The organism is Janthinobacterium sp. PAMC25594, assembly GCF_019443505.1.
In the GTDB taxonomy this organism is placed as follows: Bacteria; Pseudomonadota; Gammaproteobacteria; order Burkholderiales; family Burkholderiaceae_D; genus Janthinobacterium.
Window position 1 is genome coordinate 3,572,267 of sequence record NZ_CP080377.1, and the last position, 18,149, is coordinate 3,590,415.

The following is an 18,149-nucleotide window of genomic DNA, read 5'->3' on the forward strand; positions in this document are numbered from 1 at the left end:
GGTGATGGCATCGGCGGTGATGGCGTCGGGTTACGCGCTGCGCGCTAACCCGACCTACCGCTTTATTTCTTTGTTTCCTTCGGTTTCACCGGCGCCAGGCTCAGGTCCTGGAAGTCGTAGCTGAAATCCGTCTCGGCCGACACGGGCGCCATTTTTACCCGGTCGATGCTGCCATCGGGATTGAGCGAGAACGTCACGTAGGCATCAGCGTTGAAATTGCGCTCCTTCCAGCGCACGATGAAGGTGTCGTGCTGCCAGTGTTCCAGCTCGCCCGTCAGGTCCGGCGTGCGCGTGAAGCTGAGGATATGTTTTTTCCCTTCCGGCTTGATCACGACCTTGCCATACCAGGCGTCCTCATACTCGCCGTCATACGCCGCCAGCGGCAGCGATGGCTGCGATTTGGCCGCGCGCGCGCTCGATGCCTTGCCCTGCTTCTTGACTTCTTCGGCATGCTGGTCCTGCTCCACCTTGGCCACCAGCGCCAGCCAGTCCGACGCCGGCGCCTGCAGGTAATGGTCGAGGATGCGCCATTGCAGTGCCGTCATGGAGCCGCCATTTTCCGCATTGGTGAGGATGGCCACGCCCAGTTTCGCTTCCGGCACCATCACCACGCGCGAATAAAAGCCCTGCAGCGCGCCGCCGTGCATGGCCACTTTCATGCCCTTGTAGTCGCGCAGCTGGAAGCCAAGACCATACGCGCTGAAGTTCGGTTTTGTGGCGGCCAGCTCTGGCTTCGGCTCGGCAATCTTGATCGGCGTTTGCGCCGTCCACATTTCGCGGCCCTGCTTTTCGCTGAACAGGCGCGCGTCCTTGCCATCCTTGTCCTTCACGCCGGCGATCTTGCCTTCGTCGAGCAGCACCATCATCCACTTGGCGATATCTTCCGCATTCGTGTTGATGCCAACGGCGCCCACGGCGTTCGGCACCGGCATCGACTTGACGGCGGCGATCTTGCCGTCGATCTTGCTGTGCGCATTGGCGACGTCGGGATTACCCACGTTTTCCGCCAGACTGGTGGTGGTACCCGTCATGCCCAGCGGCGCCAGGATGCGCTCATGCATCGCCTCGCCCCAGCTCTTGCCCGCCTTGTCGGCGATGATCTTGCCGGCCACGATGTACAGCAGATTATCGTAGGCATAGCTGTTGCGAAAACTCGTGGCCGGACGGATGTAGCGCAGCTTCTCGATGATCTCGTCCGTGCTGAACGTGGTGGTGGGCCACCACAGCAAGTCGCCCGCACCCAGGCCCAGGCCACTGCGGTGCGTCAGCAAGTCGCGGATGGTCATGGCGCCCGTGACGTAGGAATCGTGCATCTGGAAGCCGGGCAAATGTTTGGTGACGGGATCGTCCCAGGCCAGCTTGCCTTCGTCCACCAGCATGGCCAGCGCGGCGGCCGTGAAACCCTTCGAGTTCGATGCCACTTCGAACAGCGTCTTGGCGTCGACGGCGGCCGGTTCGCCCAGCTTGCGCACGCCAAAGCCCCTGGCGGTGACGACTTTACCATCCTTGACGATGGCGATCGCCATGCCGGGCACGTCGAAAATCTTCAAGGCGCTGTTCACGTCCCGGTCCAGGTCAAAGGCAGGCGCGGGGGCCAAAGCAGCGGCAACGACGGGAGCGGCGTCAAATGCCAGCGCCGGCACGGTGACGCTGGAAAACGCCAGCACGATGGCGGCGGCGAGGCGGTTCATGGTATGCATGTTCAGGATGTCCAAGAAAGGTTCAATGCGCTTGCGCGGCCATCAATTTATCGACGCTTTCCTGCGTCACCGGGTGGTAGCGTTCACGCGCCTGTGCATATACGTCCTTCGCCCAGGCGTGGCCCTGCGGCGTCTTCATCAAGGCGCCGTACAGGGGCACGACGAACTTCTGGCGGCCCACGCTCATCAGGAATGCCTGCAAGGGCTGGTGCACGTCGTAGCCGGCATTCACGGATGCCAGGTAGAAGCGGTAAGCCACTTCATTATTGCCGCTCTTGCCCACGCCGTAGACCTGGTCCAGCTCGCGCAATTGCGCCGCGCTGGCCTTGTTGTTGATGTCGTTCAGGAAGTGCATCGATTCGATGGCGATCCACTTGTCCATGCCCAGGTCCTTGGTGGACAGCTCGCCCTTGAGCCAGGCGTCGCGGTGCTGGTCCAGCAGCGCCAGGCGCGGCGAGACGACGCGCTGCGCGCTGGCCGGCACGCCCGTGCCATACAGCCATTCATCGAGTTCCGCTGGCGGCATCACGTCCGGATGCTGTGCCAGCAGGTTCTTGCGCAGGTAGGCGATGAACTGCTCCGTCGTCACGCTCTGGAACGCATGCTGGTCGAACCAGCCACGCAGGAAAGGATCGAACACGGCACGGCCGGCGCGGCGCTCCATGGTGGCCAGGAACCAGGCGCCCTTCGGGTAGATGATGCCGTCGTCCGTATACGTTTCCGCCGGGTTGGCATCCGCATCGCGCGTGATCAGCGCCGTTTTCGCGGCCGGCAATTCGCGGATCGAGGCGGCCAGTTCTTCCTGGTCGACCTGCACGCCCATCTGCGCCACTTCGCTGCCATACAGCTGCTCGACGATGCGCGTGGTGACGTAGGTGGTGAAACCTTCGTTGAGCCACATGTGCTTCCACGACGCGTTGGTGACCAGATTGCCCGACCACGAGTGGGCCAGTTCATGCGCGATCAGGTCGACCAGGCTGCGGTCGCCCGCGATCATGGTCGGCGTGAGGAAGGTCAGGCGCGGGTTTTCCATGCCGCCGTAGGGGAACGATGGCGGCAGCACGATCATGTCGTAGCGTCCCCATCCATACGGGCCGTACAGCGCCTCGGCTGCCTGGATCATCTTTTCCGTGTCGGCCAGCTCGTATTCGGCCGCCTTGATGCGCGGCGGTTCCGCATACACGGCGGAACGGGGGCCGAGCTTGCGCACCTCCAGTTCGCCGATGGCGATCGCCAGCAGGTATGATGGAATCGGCTGCGGCATCCTGAATTTCCAGCCGCCCTTGCCCGTCGCCTTGTCGTCATTCTCGGCGCTCATCACGACGCGCATGCCCGCTGGCGCATCGATGCGCGCGCTGTAGGTAAAACGCACGGCCGGCGTATCCTGCGATGGCACCCACGAGCGGGCGTTGATGCTTTGCGACTGGCTGAACATGAAAGGCAGCTTGCCCGACATCGTTTGCTGCGGCGTGAGCCACTGCAGCGCGATGGCGTTTGGCGCCGTGTGATAGTAGACGCGCACTTTGCCCGGCTGGCCCGTGGTGGTGATGCGCAGCGCCTGGCCCTTTTCCGGGTCGGCCTTGTCCAGCTGATACGACGCCATCTGCCATGTGCCGCGCTTGTCCTGCACCTGCACTTTCGCGATCGACAGATCGCGCGTATCGAGCACCAGGGTGCGTGCCGCCGGGTCGATCCAGTTCAAGGACAGCTCGGCATAGCCGCTCAAGGTCTTTTGCTTGAAATCGGCTTTCAGGTCCAGCTGCAGGTCGCGCGTGCGCACCTGGTCGTAACGCGCGTAGCTGAGGGGATCGGCGTGCGCTGCCAGGGTCACCTGGCAAAGTAGCGCACAGCCCAGCGCGCGCAGGAAGGTCAAAGTTTGCATGGTCGTCTTTTGAATGATTTGCGAAAGCCCCGGTCCGTGTGCGCCGGGGCGTCGCGCAGAATAGCACTTCCGGCGCAGGCCGGCAGAAAAAAGCGCCGGACTGGCCGGCGCTGTTTTCCTATTTTGCTTCTGCCTTGGCCTCGGGTGCCTTCAGCGGCGTATTAAAATCCTTCATCAGGTTATTCTTGTCCCGGTCCTGCTTGAACAGTTCCAGGCGCGACGGCGTAATTTTTCTCGGCCAGCTATTGTTGCTGGTGTCGATGTCGGCCGTTTCCCAGTACGGGTCTTGCACCAGCCCCACCATCGGTTCGTCGGTGACGATGACCTTGCTGATCTTGTGCGGCGCATAGCGCCACACTTCGGCCGGCACGCGTTCGATGATCTTCTTGCCGCTTTTCAGTTCGATTTCCAGGATCAGCGGCATCACCAGGCCGCCGAGATTCGAAAAATCGACCAGGTACAGATGCTTGCCCATGTTGCGCTGTTCCAGCAGCTTCCTCTCCCACGGCTCCAGCGCTTCCTGCTCTTCCGCATAGCTGTTGCGGTCCTTGTTGGTGACCGTGAATTCATCGTGCCGGTTATAGAAATCCTGCAACGCCGGATCGGTATCCACCTTCTTCGGCAGCGCCTTGTTGCGCTGGTCCGAGATCGAGATGGGCTGCGCCGCCTTCTGCGCCCTCTTCCACGCCTTCTCAATCTCGGGATTTTTCGTGCTCACGCCATATTCGCTGATGCCGTCGATGCTGATGTCGACCGCGTCGGTGGTATAGAACCAGCCGCGCCAGAACCAGTCCAGGTCGGTGCCGGAAGCGTCTTCCATGGTGCGAAAAAAGTCGGCCGGCGTCGGGCGCTTGAACTTCCAGCGCAAGGCGTACTGCTTGAAGGCGAAGTCGAACAGTTCGCGCCCGAGGATGGTCTCGCGCAGGATGTTGAGCGCCGTGGCCGGCTTGTCGTAGGCGTTCGCCGTGAACTGCAGCAAGGACTCGGAATTGGTCATGATGGGCACCTGGTTCTGGCTGCGCATGTAGTCGACGATCTTGCGCGGCTCGCCATTCCAGGAGGGGAAATGCTCTTCCCACGCCTGCTCGGCCAGGTACTGCAGGAAGGAATTGAGGCCCTCGTCCATCCACGTCCACTGGCGCTCGTCCGAGTTGACGATCATGGGAAAATAATTGTGGCCCACTTCATGGATGATCACGCCGATCAGGTCATATTTTGCCGTCTTCGAATAGGTCAGCGCTCCCGTCTTCTTGTCCTTCACGGGACGCCCGCCATTGAACGCGATCATCGGATACTCCATGCCGCCCACGGCGCCATTGACGGAAATCGCGTTCGGATACGGATAGTCGAAACTGTACTTGTTGTACTGTTCGATCGCGTGCACGACGGCGCGCGTGCTGTACTGCTGCCACAGCGGGTTGCCCTCGTTCGGATAATACGACATGGCCATCACGCGCTTGCCGCCGCTATCCAGCCCCTGTGCATCCCAGATAAACTTGCGGCTCGACGCCCACGCCACGTCGCGCACATTGACCGCCTTGAAGTGCCAGGTTTTCATCCCCGCTGGCTTGCCCTTTTCCGCCGCCAGCGCTTCGGCGGGCGTAATCACCAGCAGCGGCGTATTGCTGTTTTTCGCCCGCGCCAGGCGCTCGCGCTGCGCCGCGCTCAACACGCTGGCAGGATTTTGCAGTTCGCCCGTGGCGGCCACCACATGGTCGCCCGGCACCGTCAGATACAGTTCGTAGTCGCCAAATTCCAGCGTGAATTCACCGGAGCCGAGGAATTGCTTGTGTTGCCAGCCAACGGCGTCGTAATACGCGGCCATGCGCGGAAACCACTGTGCGATCTGGAAGATCGTGTTCTTGTCGTCTTCAAAATATTCATAGCCGGAGCGCTCGACCAGCACCTTCTGGTCATTGATTTGATAGGACCAGTCGATGCCAAAGCTGATGCTCTGGCCGGGCGCCAGCGCCACCGGCAAATCGATGCGCAGCATGGTCTGGTTGACGACATACGGCAGCGGCTTGCCGCTGGCCGCTTTCACGGCGGTGAGCTTGAAGCCGCCGTCGAATTCGCGCCCCGCATGGAGGGCGCGCAAGTCTTCGAATTTCAGCGCTTCCTCTTCAGTGCCGCTGAGCCAGGCCTGGCGCGACGGCGCGCTCAGGACGCGGCGCTGGTCGGCATCCTGGCGCAAGCCATTCTGGTCCAGCTGCAGCCACAGATACGCGAGGCTGTCCGGCGAGCGGTTGTGATAGGTGATCTGCTCGCTGGCCGTGATTTCGCGGCGCGCTTCATCGAGCGTGGCGCGGATCACGTAATCGGCGCGCTGCTGCCAGTAGGCGTGGCCGGGCGCGCCGGACGCCGTGCGGTAGCTGTTCGGCGTGGGCAGCAATTCTTCCAGCTGGCGGAACTTGTCGTCGAAGGGCGCGGCGGCGCACAGGCCGGGCAAGGGAGCAAACAAGGTCAAACACAGGGCAAGCAAGCGGGCAAGGACCGGCATGGCGCATTCCATCTGGAAGTGGTGGACAGACTGCATTCTAAGTCGAGTCTGTTTGCAAATCGCTCATTGTTGTGGAAGTCCCACACACCAGCCAGTGCCATGCCCCGGCGGCACTGGCGCCGGCACGGGCATTGGCGTATGATGCGCCTCGAACATTGGGGAGTAGTCGTCCCGCGGTCCTGCCGCGGGAACCTGTATCAACATAATTGGCCCGCAGGCCATGGTGCAGGTGGTTGCAGAACTTGACGAGACCATTGATCCAGGGCGGCCGCATGGGCCGGAGTCGCCCGTGGATCATTGGTTAATTCGTCCGGCCCGCGTACCTCTTGCAATCTCATGGAAGCATTCCTCATCTCCACCGGCATCGTCGGTCTCGCTGAAATCGGCGACAAAACCCAACTCCTGGCCTTTTTGCTGGCCGCCAAATTCCGCAAGCCTTTGCCCATCGTGCTGGCGATTTTCGTCGCCACCATCGCCAACCACGCGTTCGCCGCCGCCGTCGGCGCCTGGATCACCAGCATGCTGGGGCCCGACGTGCTGCGCTGGGTACTCGGCGTGTCCTTCCTGGCGATGGCGGCCTGGACCCTGATCCCCGACAAGCTCGACGAAGACGAAACGAAGTTGGCCAAGTATGGCGTCTTCCTGACCACCCTGATCGCCTTCTTCATGGCGGAAATGGGAGATAAAACGCAGGTGGCGACCGTGGCGCTGGCGGCGCGCTACCACGACATTGTCTCTGTTGTGCTGGGCACCACCTTCGGCATGATGCTGGCCAACGTGCCGGCCGTGTACCTGGGCGACAAGATCGCCAACCGCGTGTCGCTGCGCCTGGTACACGGCGTCGCGGCACTGGTGTTTGCCGTGCTGGGCGTGGCAACCCTGCTGGGCGCGGGCGCGGCTCTGGGCTTCTGACCAATGTCGGCAACATGCATACCGGCGCGCCGATCCTGAACGGTCAGCGCGCTTTCTTGAGTCGTGGGCAAGACTACACCAGCAATAGCACCGCATACTCGCGGCCCTCGTCGCGCAGGGCGATGCTGTTGCCCTCCTGCGCCACGCCATCGAGCGACAGTCCTGCAGGCCGCCCCTGTGCCTTTTCCACCGTGATGGCATAGCTGCTGGCGCCGAAGCGGTAATGCAGCTTGAAGCTGTCCCATTCGGCCGGCATGGTCGGCAGCACGCGCAGCACGTTCGCCTCGCGCGTCAAGCCCAGCAGCGATTCGACGATCAGCCGGTACAGCCAGCCCGACGATCCCGTGTACCAGCTCCAGCCGCCGCGCCCCACATGCGGCGCCACGGCATACACGTCGGCCGTCACCACATACGGCTCGACCTTGTAGCGTTGCACCGCCTGCGCATCCACGCCATGGCGTACGGGATTGATCATGCGCAGCAGTTCCCACGCCTTTTCGCCATCGCCCAGGCGGGCAAACGCCATCGCCGTCCAGATGGCCGCATGCGTATACTGACCGCCGTTCTCGCGCACGCCCGGCACATAACCGCGGATATAGCCGGGATTGAGGTCGGATTTGTCGAACGGCGGATCGAGCAGCTGGATCACCCCCGAGTCACGGCGCACCAGGCGCGCATCGACCTGGCGCATGGCGCCGGCCACGCGCTCCTTGTTGGCCGCGCCCGACAGCACGCCCCAGCTTTGCGAAATCGAATCGATCTGGCATTCCTCGTTGGTGTGCGATCCCAATGGCGTGCCGTCGTCGAAATACGCACGCCGGTACCACTCGCCATCCCACGCATGTTCCTCGACATTGGCCGCCAGTTTCACGGCTTCGTCGCGGCAGAACCGGGCGAACGCCGCATCGCCGCGCAGCACGGCCACCTCGGCGAAGCGCTGCAGCACTTCGTACAGGAAGAAGGCCAGCCACACGCTCTCGCCCTTGCCGTGTTCGCCCACCTTGTCCATGCCGTCATTCCAGTCGCAGGAACCCATCAGGGGCAAGCCGTGCACGCCCAGGCGCAAGCCGTGGCGGATGGCGCGCACGCAGTGCTCGTACAGGTCGGCCGACTCGCCCGAACGCACGGGTAAATCGTAATAGGAATCCTCTTCCGGCTTGACGGCGCGCCCCTCGATGAAGGGGGCCACTTCGGACAGCACGTTGACGTCGCCCGTGGCAATCACATAGCGGCAGGCGGCCAGCGGCAGCCACAGGTAATCGTCGGAACAATGCGTGCGCACGCCCCGGTCCGATGGCGGATGCCACCAGTGCTGCACGTCGCCTTCCACAAACTGGTGCGCCGCGCACAGCAGCAAATGGCCGCGCAGCAGTTGCGGCGCCGTGTGGATCATGGCCATCGCATCTTGCAGCTGGTCGCGGAAACCGTAGGCGCCACCCGACTGGTAATAGCCGCTGCGCGCCCACAGGCGGCAGGCGATGGTCTGGTACATCAGCCAGCCATTGGCGATCACGTCCAGCGACGGATCGGGCGTTTCGATGCGCACGGCGCCCAGGGTGCTTTCCCAGTGCGCGCGCACGGCGTCGAGCGCCATGCGGGCCGCATCCTTGCCCGCATGGCGCTGCACCATGGTGCTGGCGTCGGCATTGCGGCGCCCGCCCACGCCGAGGATGAAGACGATTTCGCGCTCCTGCCCCGGCTGCAGTTCAAACGGCACCTGGATCGCTGCGCACGGGTCCAGTCCCGTGCCCGCCTTGCCGGACAGGCGCACGCGCCGCAGCGCCGCCGGCTGCGCCAGACTGCCGTTGCGGCCGATGAATTCATTGCGGTCGCAGGTAATCGAACGGATGCTGGCGTCCGTATTGAAAAAGCCGACACGTCCTGAAAACTCCGTGTTGTAGTTATTGCGCGCAAACAGCGCACCGCTGATGGTGTCGACTTCGGTCGCCACGTGCATGCAGGACTTGGCGCGCAGGTCACCCATCACCCATTCCACGTAGCCTGTGACGGACAGGCGGCGCGGCACGCCGCTGTCGTTGCGCACCTTGATGACGGAGTATTTGACGGCCGCGTCGAGCGCCACATAGGTGCACAGTTCAGTGGCGATACCGCCCTCGCTGTGTTCAAAAATGCTGTAGCCAAAACCGTGGCGCGTCACGTAGTCGCCGCTGCCGCGCGCAGGCAGGGCCGACGGCGACCAGAACTGGCCGGTTTGCTCGTCTCGCACGTAAAACGCTTCGCCGGACAGGTCGGAGACGGGGTCGTTCTGCCATGGCGTGAGGCGGAATTCATGCGCATTCTCGCTCCACGTATACGCCTGGCCGCCTTCCGACACCACCGTGCCGAATTGCGCGTTGGCCAGCACGTTCGACCAGGGCGCCGGCGTCTGCGTGCCTTCTGCCGTGGTGATCACATATTCGCGGCCATCGGGCGTGAAACCACCGAGGCCATTTTCCAAAATCAGGTCACGCTTTGGCGCCCGGTGCGGCACGCCGCCCTGTTCGCGGGACGGATCCTGCAGCAGCGGCGGCATGCGCAGTACGGGGCTGGGCGGACGCTTGACCTGCTCGGCCAGGGTGCCGCGCAAGTCGCTGATGATGGCGCGCGCCACCGATTGCAGCAAGATGCGGTCTTCGTTGGCGATTTGCTCGGCCAGGCGCACGAAGATGCCGCCCGGGCGGTCGATCGCCTGCGCATCGATGCCCGAGGCGATCAGGCCCATGATCTGCTCGTGCAGCAGCTGGCGGTAGCCCGACTGTTCCTCGTACCAGATCACCAGGTCGACTATCAATCCTTTCAGGCGCCAGTACGCATGCGCCTGCACCATCTGGCGCGCCAGTTCAATATTGGCCGCATCGCGTATCTGCAGCAGCACGATGGGCAAGTCGCCGGAAATCGCATACGCCCACAGGCCGGACTGGCCGCGCTGGTTCTTGATCAGGATGCCGGCCTCGGCGCGCAGGGCCGCATTCGGGTAGATCACGGCATTGGCCAGGCGCGCATACAACTGCGCGTCCGCTTCGCTGGCATTCAACTGGCGCAGCACCACCTGGCTGTGCGTCCAGGCCAGTTCGAACACGCGGTCGGCCAGATGGCGGTCCTGGTATTTGTCGATCAGGTGCAGCGCCGCCTCGCGCTGCTCCGCCATGCCGGTCACGCTATCGACCGTGACCGCCTGGTCCGGTTCGAGCGTGATGACGTAGCGGATGGCCACGATGGGGTCGAGCACGGAACCGTGGCCGCCACTGAGCGGCCCGCTGTCCTGCAGCGCCTGCGGCAGCTGCGCCGTGTTGCCGCGGCCGATGAAGCGCGCGCGGTCCGTCTCGAACGACACGGCATACTGGTCGATATCATGCACGGTCATCACATGCAGCAGCCACGGCATCTGCTCGTCTTTCGAGCGGGGCCGGCGCGTGCATAAAATCGCATTTTCATGCGCGAGGATTTCCGTCTGCACGAACAGCTTGCTGAACGCGGGATGCGCCGCGTCGGCCGCCGATGGCGCCATCACCACTTCGGCAAAGCTGGTGATCTCGATGCGCCGCTGGCGGTTCGAATTATTGCTGATGCGCGTGCGCCGGATTTCGATGTCGTCCTCGGGCGAGACGACGATTTCCGTGTACAGGTCGAGGCCATGGTCGGCGCGGCGAAATTCCGCCCGTCCTTCCGAAAAAATCACTTCGTACTTCTTCGGTTCAGCCAGCGTGGGCTGGTACGTGGTGGACCAGACGGCACCGTCGTCGAGGTCGCGCAGGTAGCAGAAATTGCCCCAGTTATCGCGCGTGCTGTCTTCACGCCAGCGCGTCACGGACAAGTCTTTCCAGCGGCTGTAGCTGCCGCCCGCATTGCTCACCATGATATGGTAGCGGCCATTCGACAGCAGCTGCGTTTCGGGCACGGCGCTGTTGGCCTGGGTGAGGATGCGCATCGGCATGGCCTGCTCGGGCGCGCCGCTGCGCAGCACCGCCAGTTCGGCCGTGTTCGAATAAAACGCGCCTGCCTGCGGCGTGCGTTCCTGCAGCACCAGCAAGGCCGATTGCAGCAGCGGGTCGGACTCGAAACGGCGCTGCATGGGGCGGTCGTGCAGCAGGTAGCTGAGGGCCAAAAAGCCCATGCCCTGGTGATGCACCATGAACGAGCGGATGACGGCGCTGACCTGCCCGCGCGGCAGGCGCGCGGTGGTAAAGTCGATGGCTTCAAAAAAACCGTAGCGGCCCATGTAGCCGGCCGCCTGCATGCGCTGCAGGTTCTGGCACGACGCTTCCGGCTGCACCATCAGGCCCATCATGCTGGCGTACGGCGCCACCACCAGGTCGTCGGCCAGGCCACGCTTCAGGCCCAGCCCCGGCACGCCAAAGGCGCGGTACTGGTAATTCAGGCTGGCATCGACCGTGTTGTAGCCGGACTCGGAAATCCCCCACGGCACGTCGCGCTGGCGGCCATAGTCGATCTGCGCCTCGATGACGGAGTGGTAGGTCTGGTCGAGCAGGGTGTTCGGATAGTTCGGCATCACCAGCAGCGGCATCAGATACTCGAACATCGAGCCGCTCCACGACAGCAGCACGGGCTGCCCCGCCACCATGCACAGCTGGCGGCCCAGCGCAAACCAGTGCTCCTGCGGCAGCTGGCCCTGGGCGATGGCAATGAAGCTGGCCAGGCGCACTTCGGAAGCCAATAAATCGTAGTAGCTGGGGTCGAGGCGCCGTTCGCTGACGTTGTAGCCGATGGCCAGCAGTTTGGTCGATGGGTTGTACAGAAACGCGTATTCGATCTGCGCGAAATCGCGCGCCTGGCCCGCCGCATGGGCGATGTCGCGCATGTGGCGGCCCGCCTGTTCGCGGCCTTGCGCCAGCCATGCGGCCAGCTCGGAAGGCAGGCCTTCCGGCGCCTCCAGATTGGCCAGTTCGCGCAGGGTCGGCACGCGCAGCCACGCCGCATCGAGGCCTGCCTGCGCCGCCCATGGCGCCAGTTGCAGCAACTCGGCCAGCGCCGCGCGGCACTGGCGCGCCAGCGCGCCGCACCACATGGCCAGCTCGCCATCCTCGCTTTGCAAGGTCAACGACAGCAGCGCGTCGGCCGCGCCATTCGCGGCACTCAGGTAGGCATGCCATTCGGGCAGGCTGGCTGGCACGGCAGGCATCTGCAGCAGCGCCAGCGATGCGCGCACCGTCTTGCCTTCGCCTTCCGCGGCGATAAACTCCTGCAGTACCTGCGCCGTCGTGCGGATGCCGTCCACGATCTGCGGCCCCATGATCGGGGCGTCATACAGTTCCACCAGGCCGGGCTGCAAGGTCAGCAGATGGCCCGCCAGGTTGCCGCTGTCGACCGTCGAGATGTACATCGGCTGCAGCGCCTTGAGCGTTTGCGTGTCGTACCAGTTGTAGAAATGGCCCTGGAAGCGCTCCAGTTCCCCCATGCTGTGCAAGGTGGCGCGGCTGCGCTCGATCAACTGGCCCATGGTGAGATAGCCGAAATCGTAGGCCGTCAGGTTGGCCAGCAGGGCCAGGCCGATATTCGTCGGCGAGGTGCGGTGCGCCACCACCAGGTTCGGATGCTCCTGCATGTTATCGGGCGGCAGCCAGTGATCGTCCGGTCCGACGAAGGTATCGAAATAGGCCCAGGTCTTGCGCGCCACGCCATGCAGGAAACGCCCCTGCTCGGCCGACAGGCGCGCCACGGCCCGCTCGATGGGGCGGCTGATCCACCAGGCGATGGCGGGCGCGGCCAGCCACAGCAGCAGCACCACAGCGGCGGCCGGCAACGCTTCCGGGCGCCAGTGCAGCAAGGCGGCAAAGGTGACCAGCGCCAGCGCTGGCGAGCACCACATGGCGCGCCAGCTGTCTGCCTGCGAGCCGGAAGACGTATGCAGGTTCGAGGCACGCCAGTCGAGCAAATGCTTGTGCGAGACGCCAAGGCGCCACAGGGTGCGCGCGATGGCATCGAGGCTGATCCAGGCCTCATAGGGCAGGAAGACGAGGGTCAGCATGGCATGCGAAAACTGCACGCCGCAGCGCCGCTCGAACGCGGCCAGATGCTGGCGCCACAGGGTGTCGCGCGGTTTGCGCAGCAGATCGTACAGGGCCGAAAAAACGGGCGGCAGGAAGATGATGGCCAGCACGGCCACGCTCCAGAAAACCACGTGCGGCAAGAAGCCCCACACCAGCAGCAGCGACAGGGTGGTGGCCGGCGCCACGATGCTGCGGCGCAGGTTGTCGAACAGCTTCCAGCGCGACAGCATCGACAAAGGATTGCGTTCGCGCTTGCCGGCGCGGCCCGGCACGCGGCCCAGCAACCAGCCAATCAGTTGCCAGTCGCCGCGTATCCAGCGTTGGCGGCGGCTGACATCGGCGTCGTAACGGGCCGGGTATTCTTCATACAGTTGCGAGTCGCTGAGCAAGCCGGCGCGTAAATAACAGCCTTCCAATAAGTCATGGCTGAGGATTTTATTGTCGGGCAGGCGCTGGCCCAGCACGCGCTCGAACATGTCGAGGTCATAGATGCCCTTGCCGATGAAGGAGCCCTCGTAAAATACGTCCTGGTACAGGTCGGAGACGGTGCGCGTGTACGGGTCGATACCCGGTTCGCCGCCGCACAGCAGCTCGTAGCGCGAGGCGTTCGCGCTAGGCAGCGCCACGGCCACGCGCGGCTGCAAGATGCCGTAGCCGGCCACCACGCGCGTGCCGGCCGCGTCCAGCACGGGACGGTTCAGCGGGTGCATCATGGTGGCGATGAATTCGCGCGCCGCGTCGCGCGGCAGCTGCGTATCGGTGTCGAGCGTGATCACGTATTTGATCGTGCGCAGGCCGCGCAACTCGCCTTCCACCAGCGAGAATCTGTCGCGCGCGCCGCCGCGCAAAAACGCGTGCAGATCGGACAATTTGCCGCGCTTGCGCTCCTGCCCCATCCACGCATTCTGCTGCGAATTCCACAGGCGCGGACGATGCAGCAGCAGGAACGGCCCCGCATGGCCCAGCTCTTCCGGGTCGGCTGGGTCGCCGTTGTCCTTGAACTCGGCGCCTTCCACGCGGTATTTATCGTTCAAGCCACGGATGGTCTCCTGCGCCTGGCGCAGCAAGGCTTCGTCGCCCGGCATCGTTTGCGCGGACGCATCGACAAAATCCGTCAGCAGGCAGAAACGCAGGTTCGGGTCGCGGTTGGCGAGATAACGCACTTCCAGCGCCTCGCACAGGGCGGCCACGTTGTCCGCGCTGTAGATCAGGGTCGGCACCACGACGATGCCGCGCGCATCTGACGGAATGCCGGCCTGGTAATCCATGCGCGGCAGCGGATGGGGCGACGTCATCAGGGTCGCCAGCCAGTTCACCACGGCCACGGCCAGCTGGCTGCTGCCCAGCAGCGCCAGCACGCCCAGCGCCGCCAAAGGCCAGCCCTGCACGCCATGGCGCACGGCGCGCTCGAGCAGCAAGGCGCTCGTCGCCAGGGTCAGGAACGAGATGGCCCCCAGGTAGACGGCCAGCGGCGCGGCGCGCGCCGTATGCTGCAGCGCCTCGATGAACGGCAGCTTCGCGCCGGCCTGCTTTTCCAGCACCAGCACGCCGCGCCCGACCAGGTAAAAGCCGATGTGGCCGCGGCGCGCGTCATTGCCGTTGCCGTGCGTATGCGCCAGCTGCACCACCATCTCGGCCACGTCCACTTCGCTGCGCGCGCTGCGCCTGGCGATGCGTTCGATGGCGTGCCGGTAGCTGTCGCGCGTGGCGAAATCCATCAAGCCATACGTGCCGGCCGGGTCCAGGCGCAAGGTCTGCTCGACCACGCTCATGGTCTCGACGAATTCCTGCCAGTCCATGGTGCCGAGAAAACGCAGGCTGCCGATGCTGTTGGCGATCGACACCTGATCGGCCGCCTGCTGCCCGATCTCGGACTGGATCTGCTGCTCGATGGTGAGGCCCGACTCGGCCAGCTTGTGCGTCAGCCACGACAGCGCCAGGGTCAGCGAGGAACTCTGTCCCTGCAGGCGACGCGACAATTCGGCCACGAAGGCGCTGGTCAACGGCGGATTCGAACGGGCCATGTCGGCTACCAGCAGGATCAAGCCGCTGGGATTGCGCTCGGCGATGTCCGTCATCTGGTCGGCCCAGGTATTGGCCAGGTCGCGCTGCATGCGGTCGTCGGCCACGCGCGCGGCGACGCGGCGCAGGTTTTCGATCAGGGCCAGGCGCAGCATGATGGGTACGGCCCACAGTTCACCCAGCGTCAAGGTGGCCACGTCCTGGTAAGCCTCGATGAAATGGCACAGGTTTTCCAGGTCGACGCGGCCGTCGCCATGCGAGATGATTTCCAGCGCAATTTTATACACGCGCGGACAGCCCGCATCCACGCCGGAACTCAGCCGTGGCAGCTCCTTGCTGTAGTTCTTCGGCAAGTGGCGCCGCGTGGTGCGGATCTGCTCTTCGATCAGGTAAAAATTATCCAGCAGCCATTCCGAAGCGGGCGTGACCTGACGTCCGCTTTTGACGGTCGCCGTCAGCTCGTTGACGGTGGCCGTGATCAGGGCCGCATTGTCGGCCAGGCGCGCCAGCAGGCGGTCGCGGCCATGGTGTCGCCCTACCGCATGGCCGGCGGCCAGATGCTTGCCGTGGGCGGCCATCTGCATGGCGCTGAATAACTCCGAACGCAGGGGCAAGGCATCGTCGCGCGCGGCGTCGAAACTGTCCGGTACATGGGAATGGTCGCGGAAGATTTCCTTGAATTTGGAAAGCTGTTCCTTGATCTGCTGCGTGACGACTGCGGTGTACTCTTTCAACTTGGCCTCGCTAGGTGCGCGCAAGCAGCCAGCGGCCACCGTTACGCAGGCCCAGTCTGGAAGAACACGATCGGACACTGGCGAAGACGGAAAGCGAAGCGCCGGAGCGTTGCGACGAATCTCAGGGTATAGGGAGATTTTCTGAACTTCATCGTAGGTGCGCCCTGTGTGCAGGACCGTGCGCTAGCGTACATACACAGTGTTTTAGGGACGTTTCAGCAAAGAATCAGCACGTTGAATGGCAGAAAAATGCTGGCAGGAAATGAATGGGAGACACTACGTGACGGGCACCGTGCCGATGATGGCACGGTGCAATATTTCAAGGAAGAAAGTTCAAGCCGCGCAAGCAGCGAGGGCCAGCGGGTGGCGCGTCGCTTCCGCCATCGCCATGCCGCCGTTGAGCTGCCATGCCGCGGCATGGCCCAGGCGGCGCAGACAGGCGGCGGCGCGCGCGCTGCGGTTGCCGCTGCGGCAGAAAAAGACCAGCGGGAATTGAGGCTGCGGCAGCCATGCGGCCACCTGCCCCGCCAGGCGACTCAGCGGTACGCTGTGCACGGCGCAGCCCTCGAACACGGTGCCGGCGCAAGCCGCGTGTTCATACGCTTCGCGCACGTCGACGAGGATGGCGTCGGGATGCTGGCGCAGGAAGGCGGGCAAGCCGGCCGCATCGAGCTGCAGTTCGCGCGTGGGGGCTGCGCCTTCGCGTGCGGCGCGCACGGTGGAGCAGATGCCGCCATCGTCGCGCGCGCCGCACAGCACGGTGTCTTGCGTCAGCAGCGCCACATCCAGCAAGGGTGTCAGCGCCTCGGGCGCCAGGGTGCCGATGAAGGCGAAGCGCTGCTCCAGCAAATACACATGGTTTTCGCCACACTCGATGCGGCGCAAACGCTGCTGGCCCAGTGCCAGCTCACCGTCGATATCGATGCGGCCCACCTGTTCGATAGCAAGTTCCTGCAGCAAGGCCAGGCGCGCCACGCCATGGTCGGAGGGAGCCGTCGTGTGCACGATGGCGCGCAAGGCCAGGTGCTGGCAGCGGATGAAGGCGGCCAGGCGCGGCACGAGCGCGGCGACGGGATCGATGACGACGCAACTGGCGCTGGCGGCGTCGCTGAGCAGCCAGGTGCATTGGCCATCGACGCTCAGCTGGATTACGCCGTCCTGCGCGCCGTCCTGCTGCGATGGCGCCAGCGCCGACGGCAGCAAACAGCTGCTGCGCAGCGCTTCGCCGCAGCGCTCGATGCGCGCGCAGGCGGCCGCTATCGTCGCCGCATCGATCTGCGGGCCGAACGACAAACGGATGGCCGAACTGGCGCGCCATTGCGGCACATGCATCGCTTCGAGCACATAACTGGGCAGGGCCTTGGCGGCGGAACAGGCGCTGCCCGAGCTGACGCGCACGCGCGCCGCGTCGAACAGGTCCAGCAGCTCTTTCGAGGACAAGCCCGGCACGGAAAAATTGAGCGTGGTCGGCAGCGACAACTCGAACGGCATATTGAAAACGATGCCGGGGAAAGCCTGTTCCAGGCTGGTCACCAGCTGCGCGCGGAAAGCCGCCAGTTCCGCATCGCTGCGGAAGGTCTTGCCATCGCCCAGCGCGGCCAGCACGGCGCCCAGGGCGGCGATGCCGGCCATGTTCTCCGTGCCCGAGCGCAGGCCCGCTTCCTGGCCGCCGCCCATCATCAACGGTGTAAAAGGCGCGCCGGCGCGCACATACAGCATGCCGATGCCCTTCGGCGCATACAGCTTGTGGCCGGAGAATGGCGCGTAATCGATGCGCGTGGCGGCCAGGTTCAGTTTCAGCTTGCCCAGCGCCTGCACGCAATCGACCATCCAGTAGGCGTCCGCGCCGCGCTCCTGCAGCAGTTGCGCGATGGCGGACAAATCGCTGATGACGCCCGTTTCATTATTCGCCGCCATCGTGCACAGCATGGCTGTGTCGCCGATCAGCGCATCGAGCGCCGGCAGATCGTGGCGCCCGTGTGCATCGACGGGCAGCTTACGCACTTCCAGGTTCAGGCCCAATAGCCGGTTCCAGTGCGCCAGGCTTTCCGGCACGGCCTTGTGCTCGGTCGCGCCATACAGCAGCAGGCTGCCGATGCGCTTGCCCGCATCGCGCCGTTCGCGCAGCGCGCACAGGGCCGACAGCACGGCCGTCTGGATGCCTTCCGTGGCGCCGCTATTGAACATCAAGCGGCCGTCACCCACGCCCAGCAAGCCGCTGGCGCGCTGACGCACGCCATCCATCATGGCCTTGGCCCGCAATCCCGTGGCATGGGTGCTGCTGGGATTGCCATAGCCCTGCTCCATCGCTTGTCTGGCGGCGGCAACGGCGGCGGGCAGCACGCAAGTGGTGGCATTGCTGTCGAGGTAGATTTCTTTCATGATGGCAGT

Annotated in this window: 6 protein-coding genes and 1 riboswitch; of the genes, 1 reads left to right on the forward strand and 5 read right to left on the reverse strand. The window is 64.3% G+C overall.

What is annotated here, in order from left to right; genetic code table 11:
- Positions 1 to 62: 62 nt before the first annotated feature.
- From KY494_RS16090 to KY494_RS16100, 3 genes are all read right to left on the reverse strand, one after another.
- Entirely contained in the window at positions 63 to 1,700 is a 1,638-nt protein-coding gene (locus KY494_RS16090) for a serine hydrolase (protein WP_219887495.1), read from the reverse strand.
- Between the two features lie 22 nt (positions 1,701 to 1,722).
- Positions 1,723 to 3,582 (reverse strand): M1 family metallopeptidase, encoded by a 1,860-nt coding sequence (locus tag KY494_RS16095; RefSeq protein ID WP_219887496.1) that lies wholly within the window; start codon positions 3,580 to 3,582, stop codon positions 1,723 to 1,725.
- A gap of 118 nt (positions 3,583 to 3,700) precedes the next feature.
- Complete coding sequence (locus tag KY494_RS16100) at positions 3,701 to 6,082, reverse strand: M1 family aminopeptidase (protein WP_219887497.1); 2,382 nt, start codon at positions 6,080 to 6,082, stop codon at positions 3,701 to 3,703.
- A gap of 145 nt (positions 6,083 to 6,227) precedes the next feature.
- Positions 6,228 to 6,409: riboswitch (yybP-ykoY riboswitch) on the forward strand.
- Between the two features lie 9 nt (positions 6,410 to 6,418).
- Here KY494_RS16100 and KY494_RS16105 point away from each other — a divergent pair.
- Complete coding sequence (locus tag KY494_RS16105) at positions 6,419 to 6,994, forward strand: TMEM165/GDT1 family protein (protein WP_219137016.1); 576 nt, start codon at positions 6,419 to 6,421, stop codon at positions 6,992 to 6,994.
- Positions 6,995 to 7,067: 73 nt separating this feature from the next.
- Here KY494_RS16105 and KY494_RS16110 read toward each other — a convergent pair whose 3' ends face one another.
- Together KY494_RS16110 and KY494_RS16115 are read right to left on the reverse strand one after the other, a co-directional pair.
- Positions 7,068 to 15,695 (reverse strand): GH36-type glycosyl hydrolase domain-containing protein, encoded by an 8,628-nt coding sequence (locus KY494_RS16110; protein WP_219891616.1) that lies wholly within the window; start codon positions 15,693 to 15,695, stop codon positions 7,068 to 7,070.
- A 396-nt stretch (positions 15,696 to 16,091) separates the two neighbouring features.
- Positions 16,092 to 18,140 carry an aminotransferase class V-fold PLP-dependent enzyme gene (locus KY494_RS16115; protein ID WP_219887498.1) on the reverse strand — a complete coding sequence of 683 codons (2,049 nt, stop codon included), beginning with the start codon at positions 18,138 to 18,140 and terminating at the stop codon, positions 16,092 to 16,094.
- Positions 18,141 to 18,149: the final 9 nt, after the last annotated feature.

Excerpts from the sequence above, each read along its gene's own strand:
- KY494_RS16090 (WP_219887495.1), bottom strand. The coding sequence starts at position 1,700 with ATGCATACCATGAACCGCCTCGCCGCCGCCATCGTGCTGGCGTTTTCC.
- KY494_RS16095 (WP_219887496.1), bottom strand. The coding sequence starts at position 3,582 with ATGCAAACTTTGACCTTCCTGCGCGCGCTGGGCTGTGCGCTACTTTGC.
- KY494_RS16100 (WP_219887497.1), bottom strand. The coding sequence starts at position 6,082 with ATGCCGGTCCTTGCCCGCTTGCTTGCCCTGTGTTTGACCTTGTTTGCT.
- KY494_RS16105 (WP_219137016.1), top strand. The coding sequence starts at position 6,419 with ATGGAAGCATTCCTCATCTCCACCGGCATCGTCGGTCTCGCTGAAATC.
- KY494_RS16115 (WP_219887498.1), bottom strand. The coding sequence starts at position 18,140 with ATGAAAGAAATCTACCTCGACAGCAATGCCACCACTTGCGTGCTGCCC.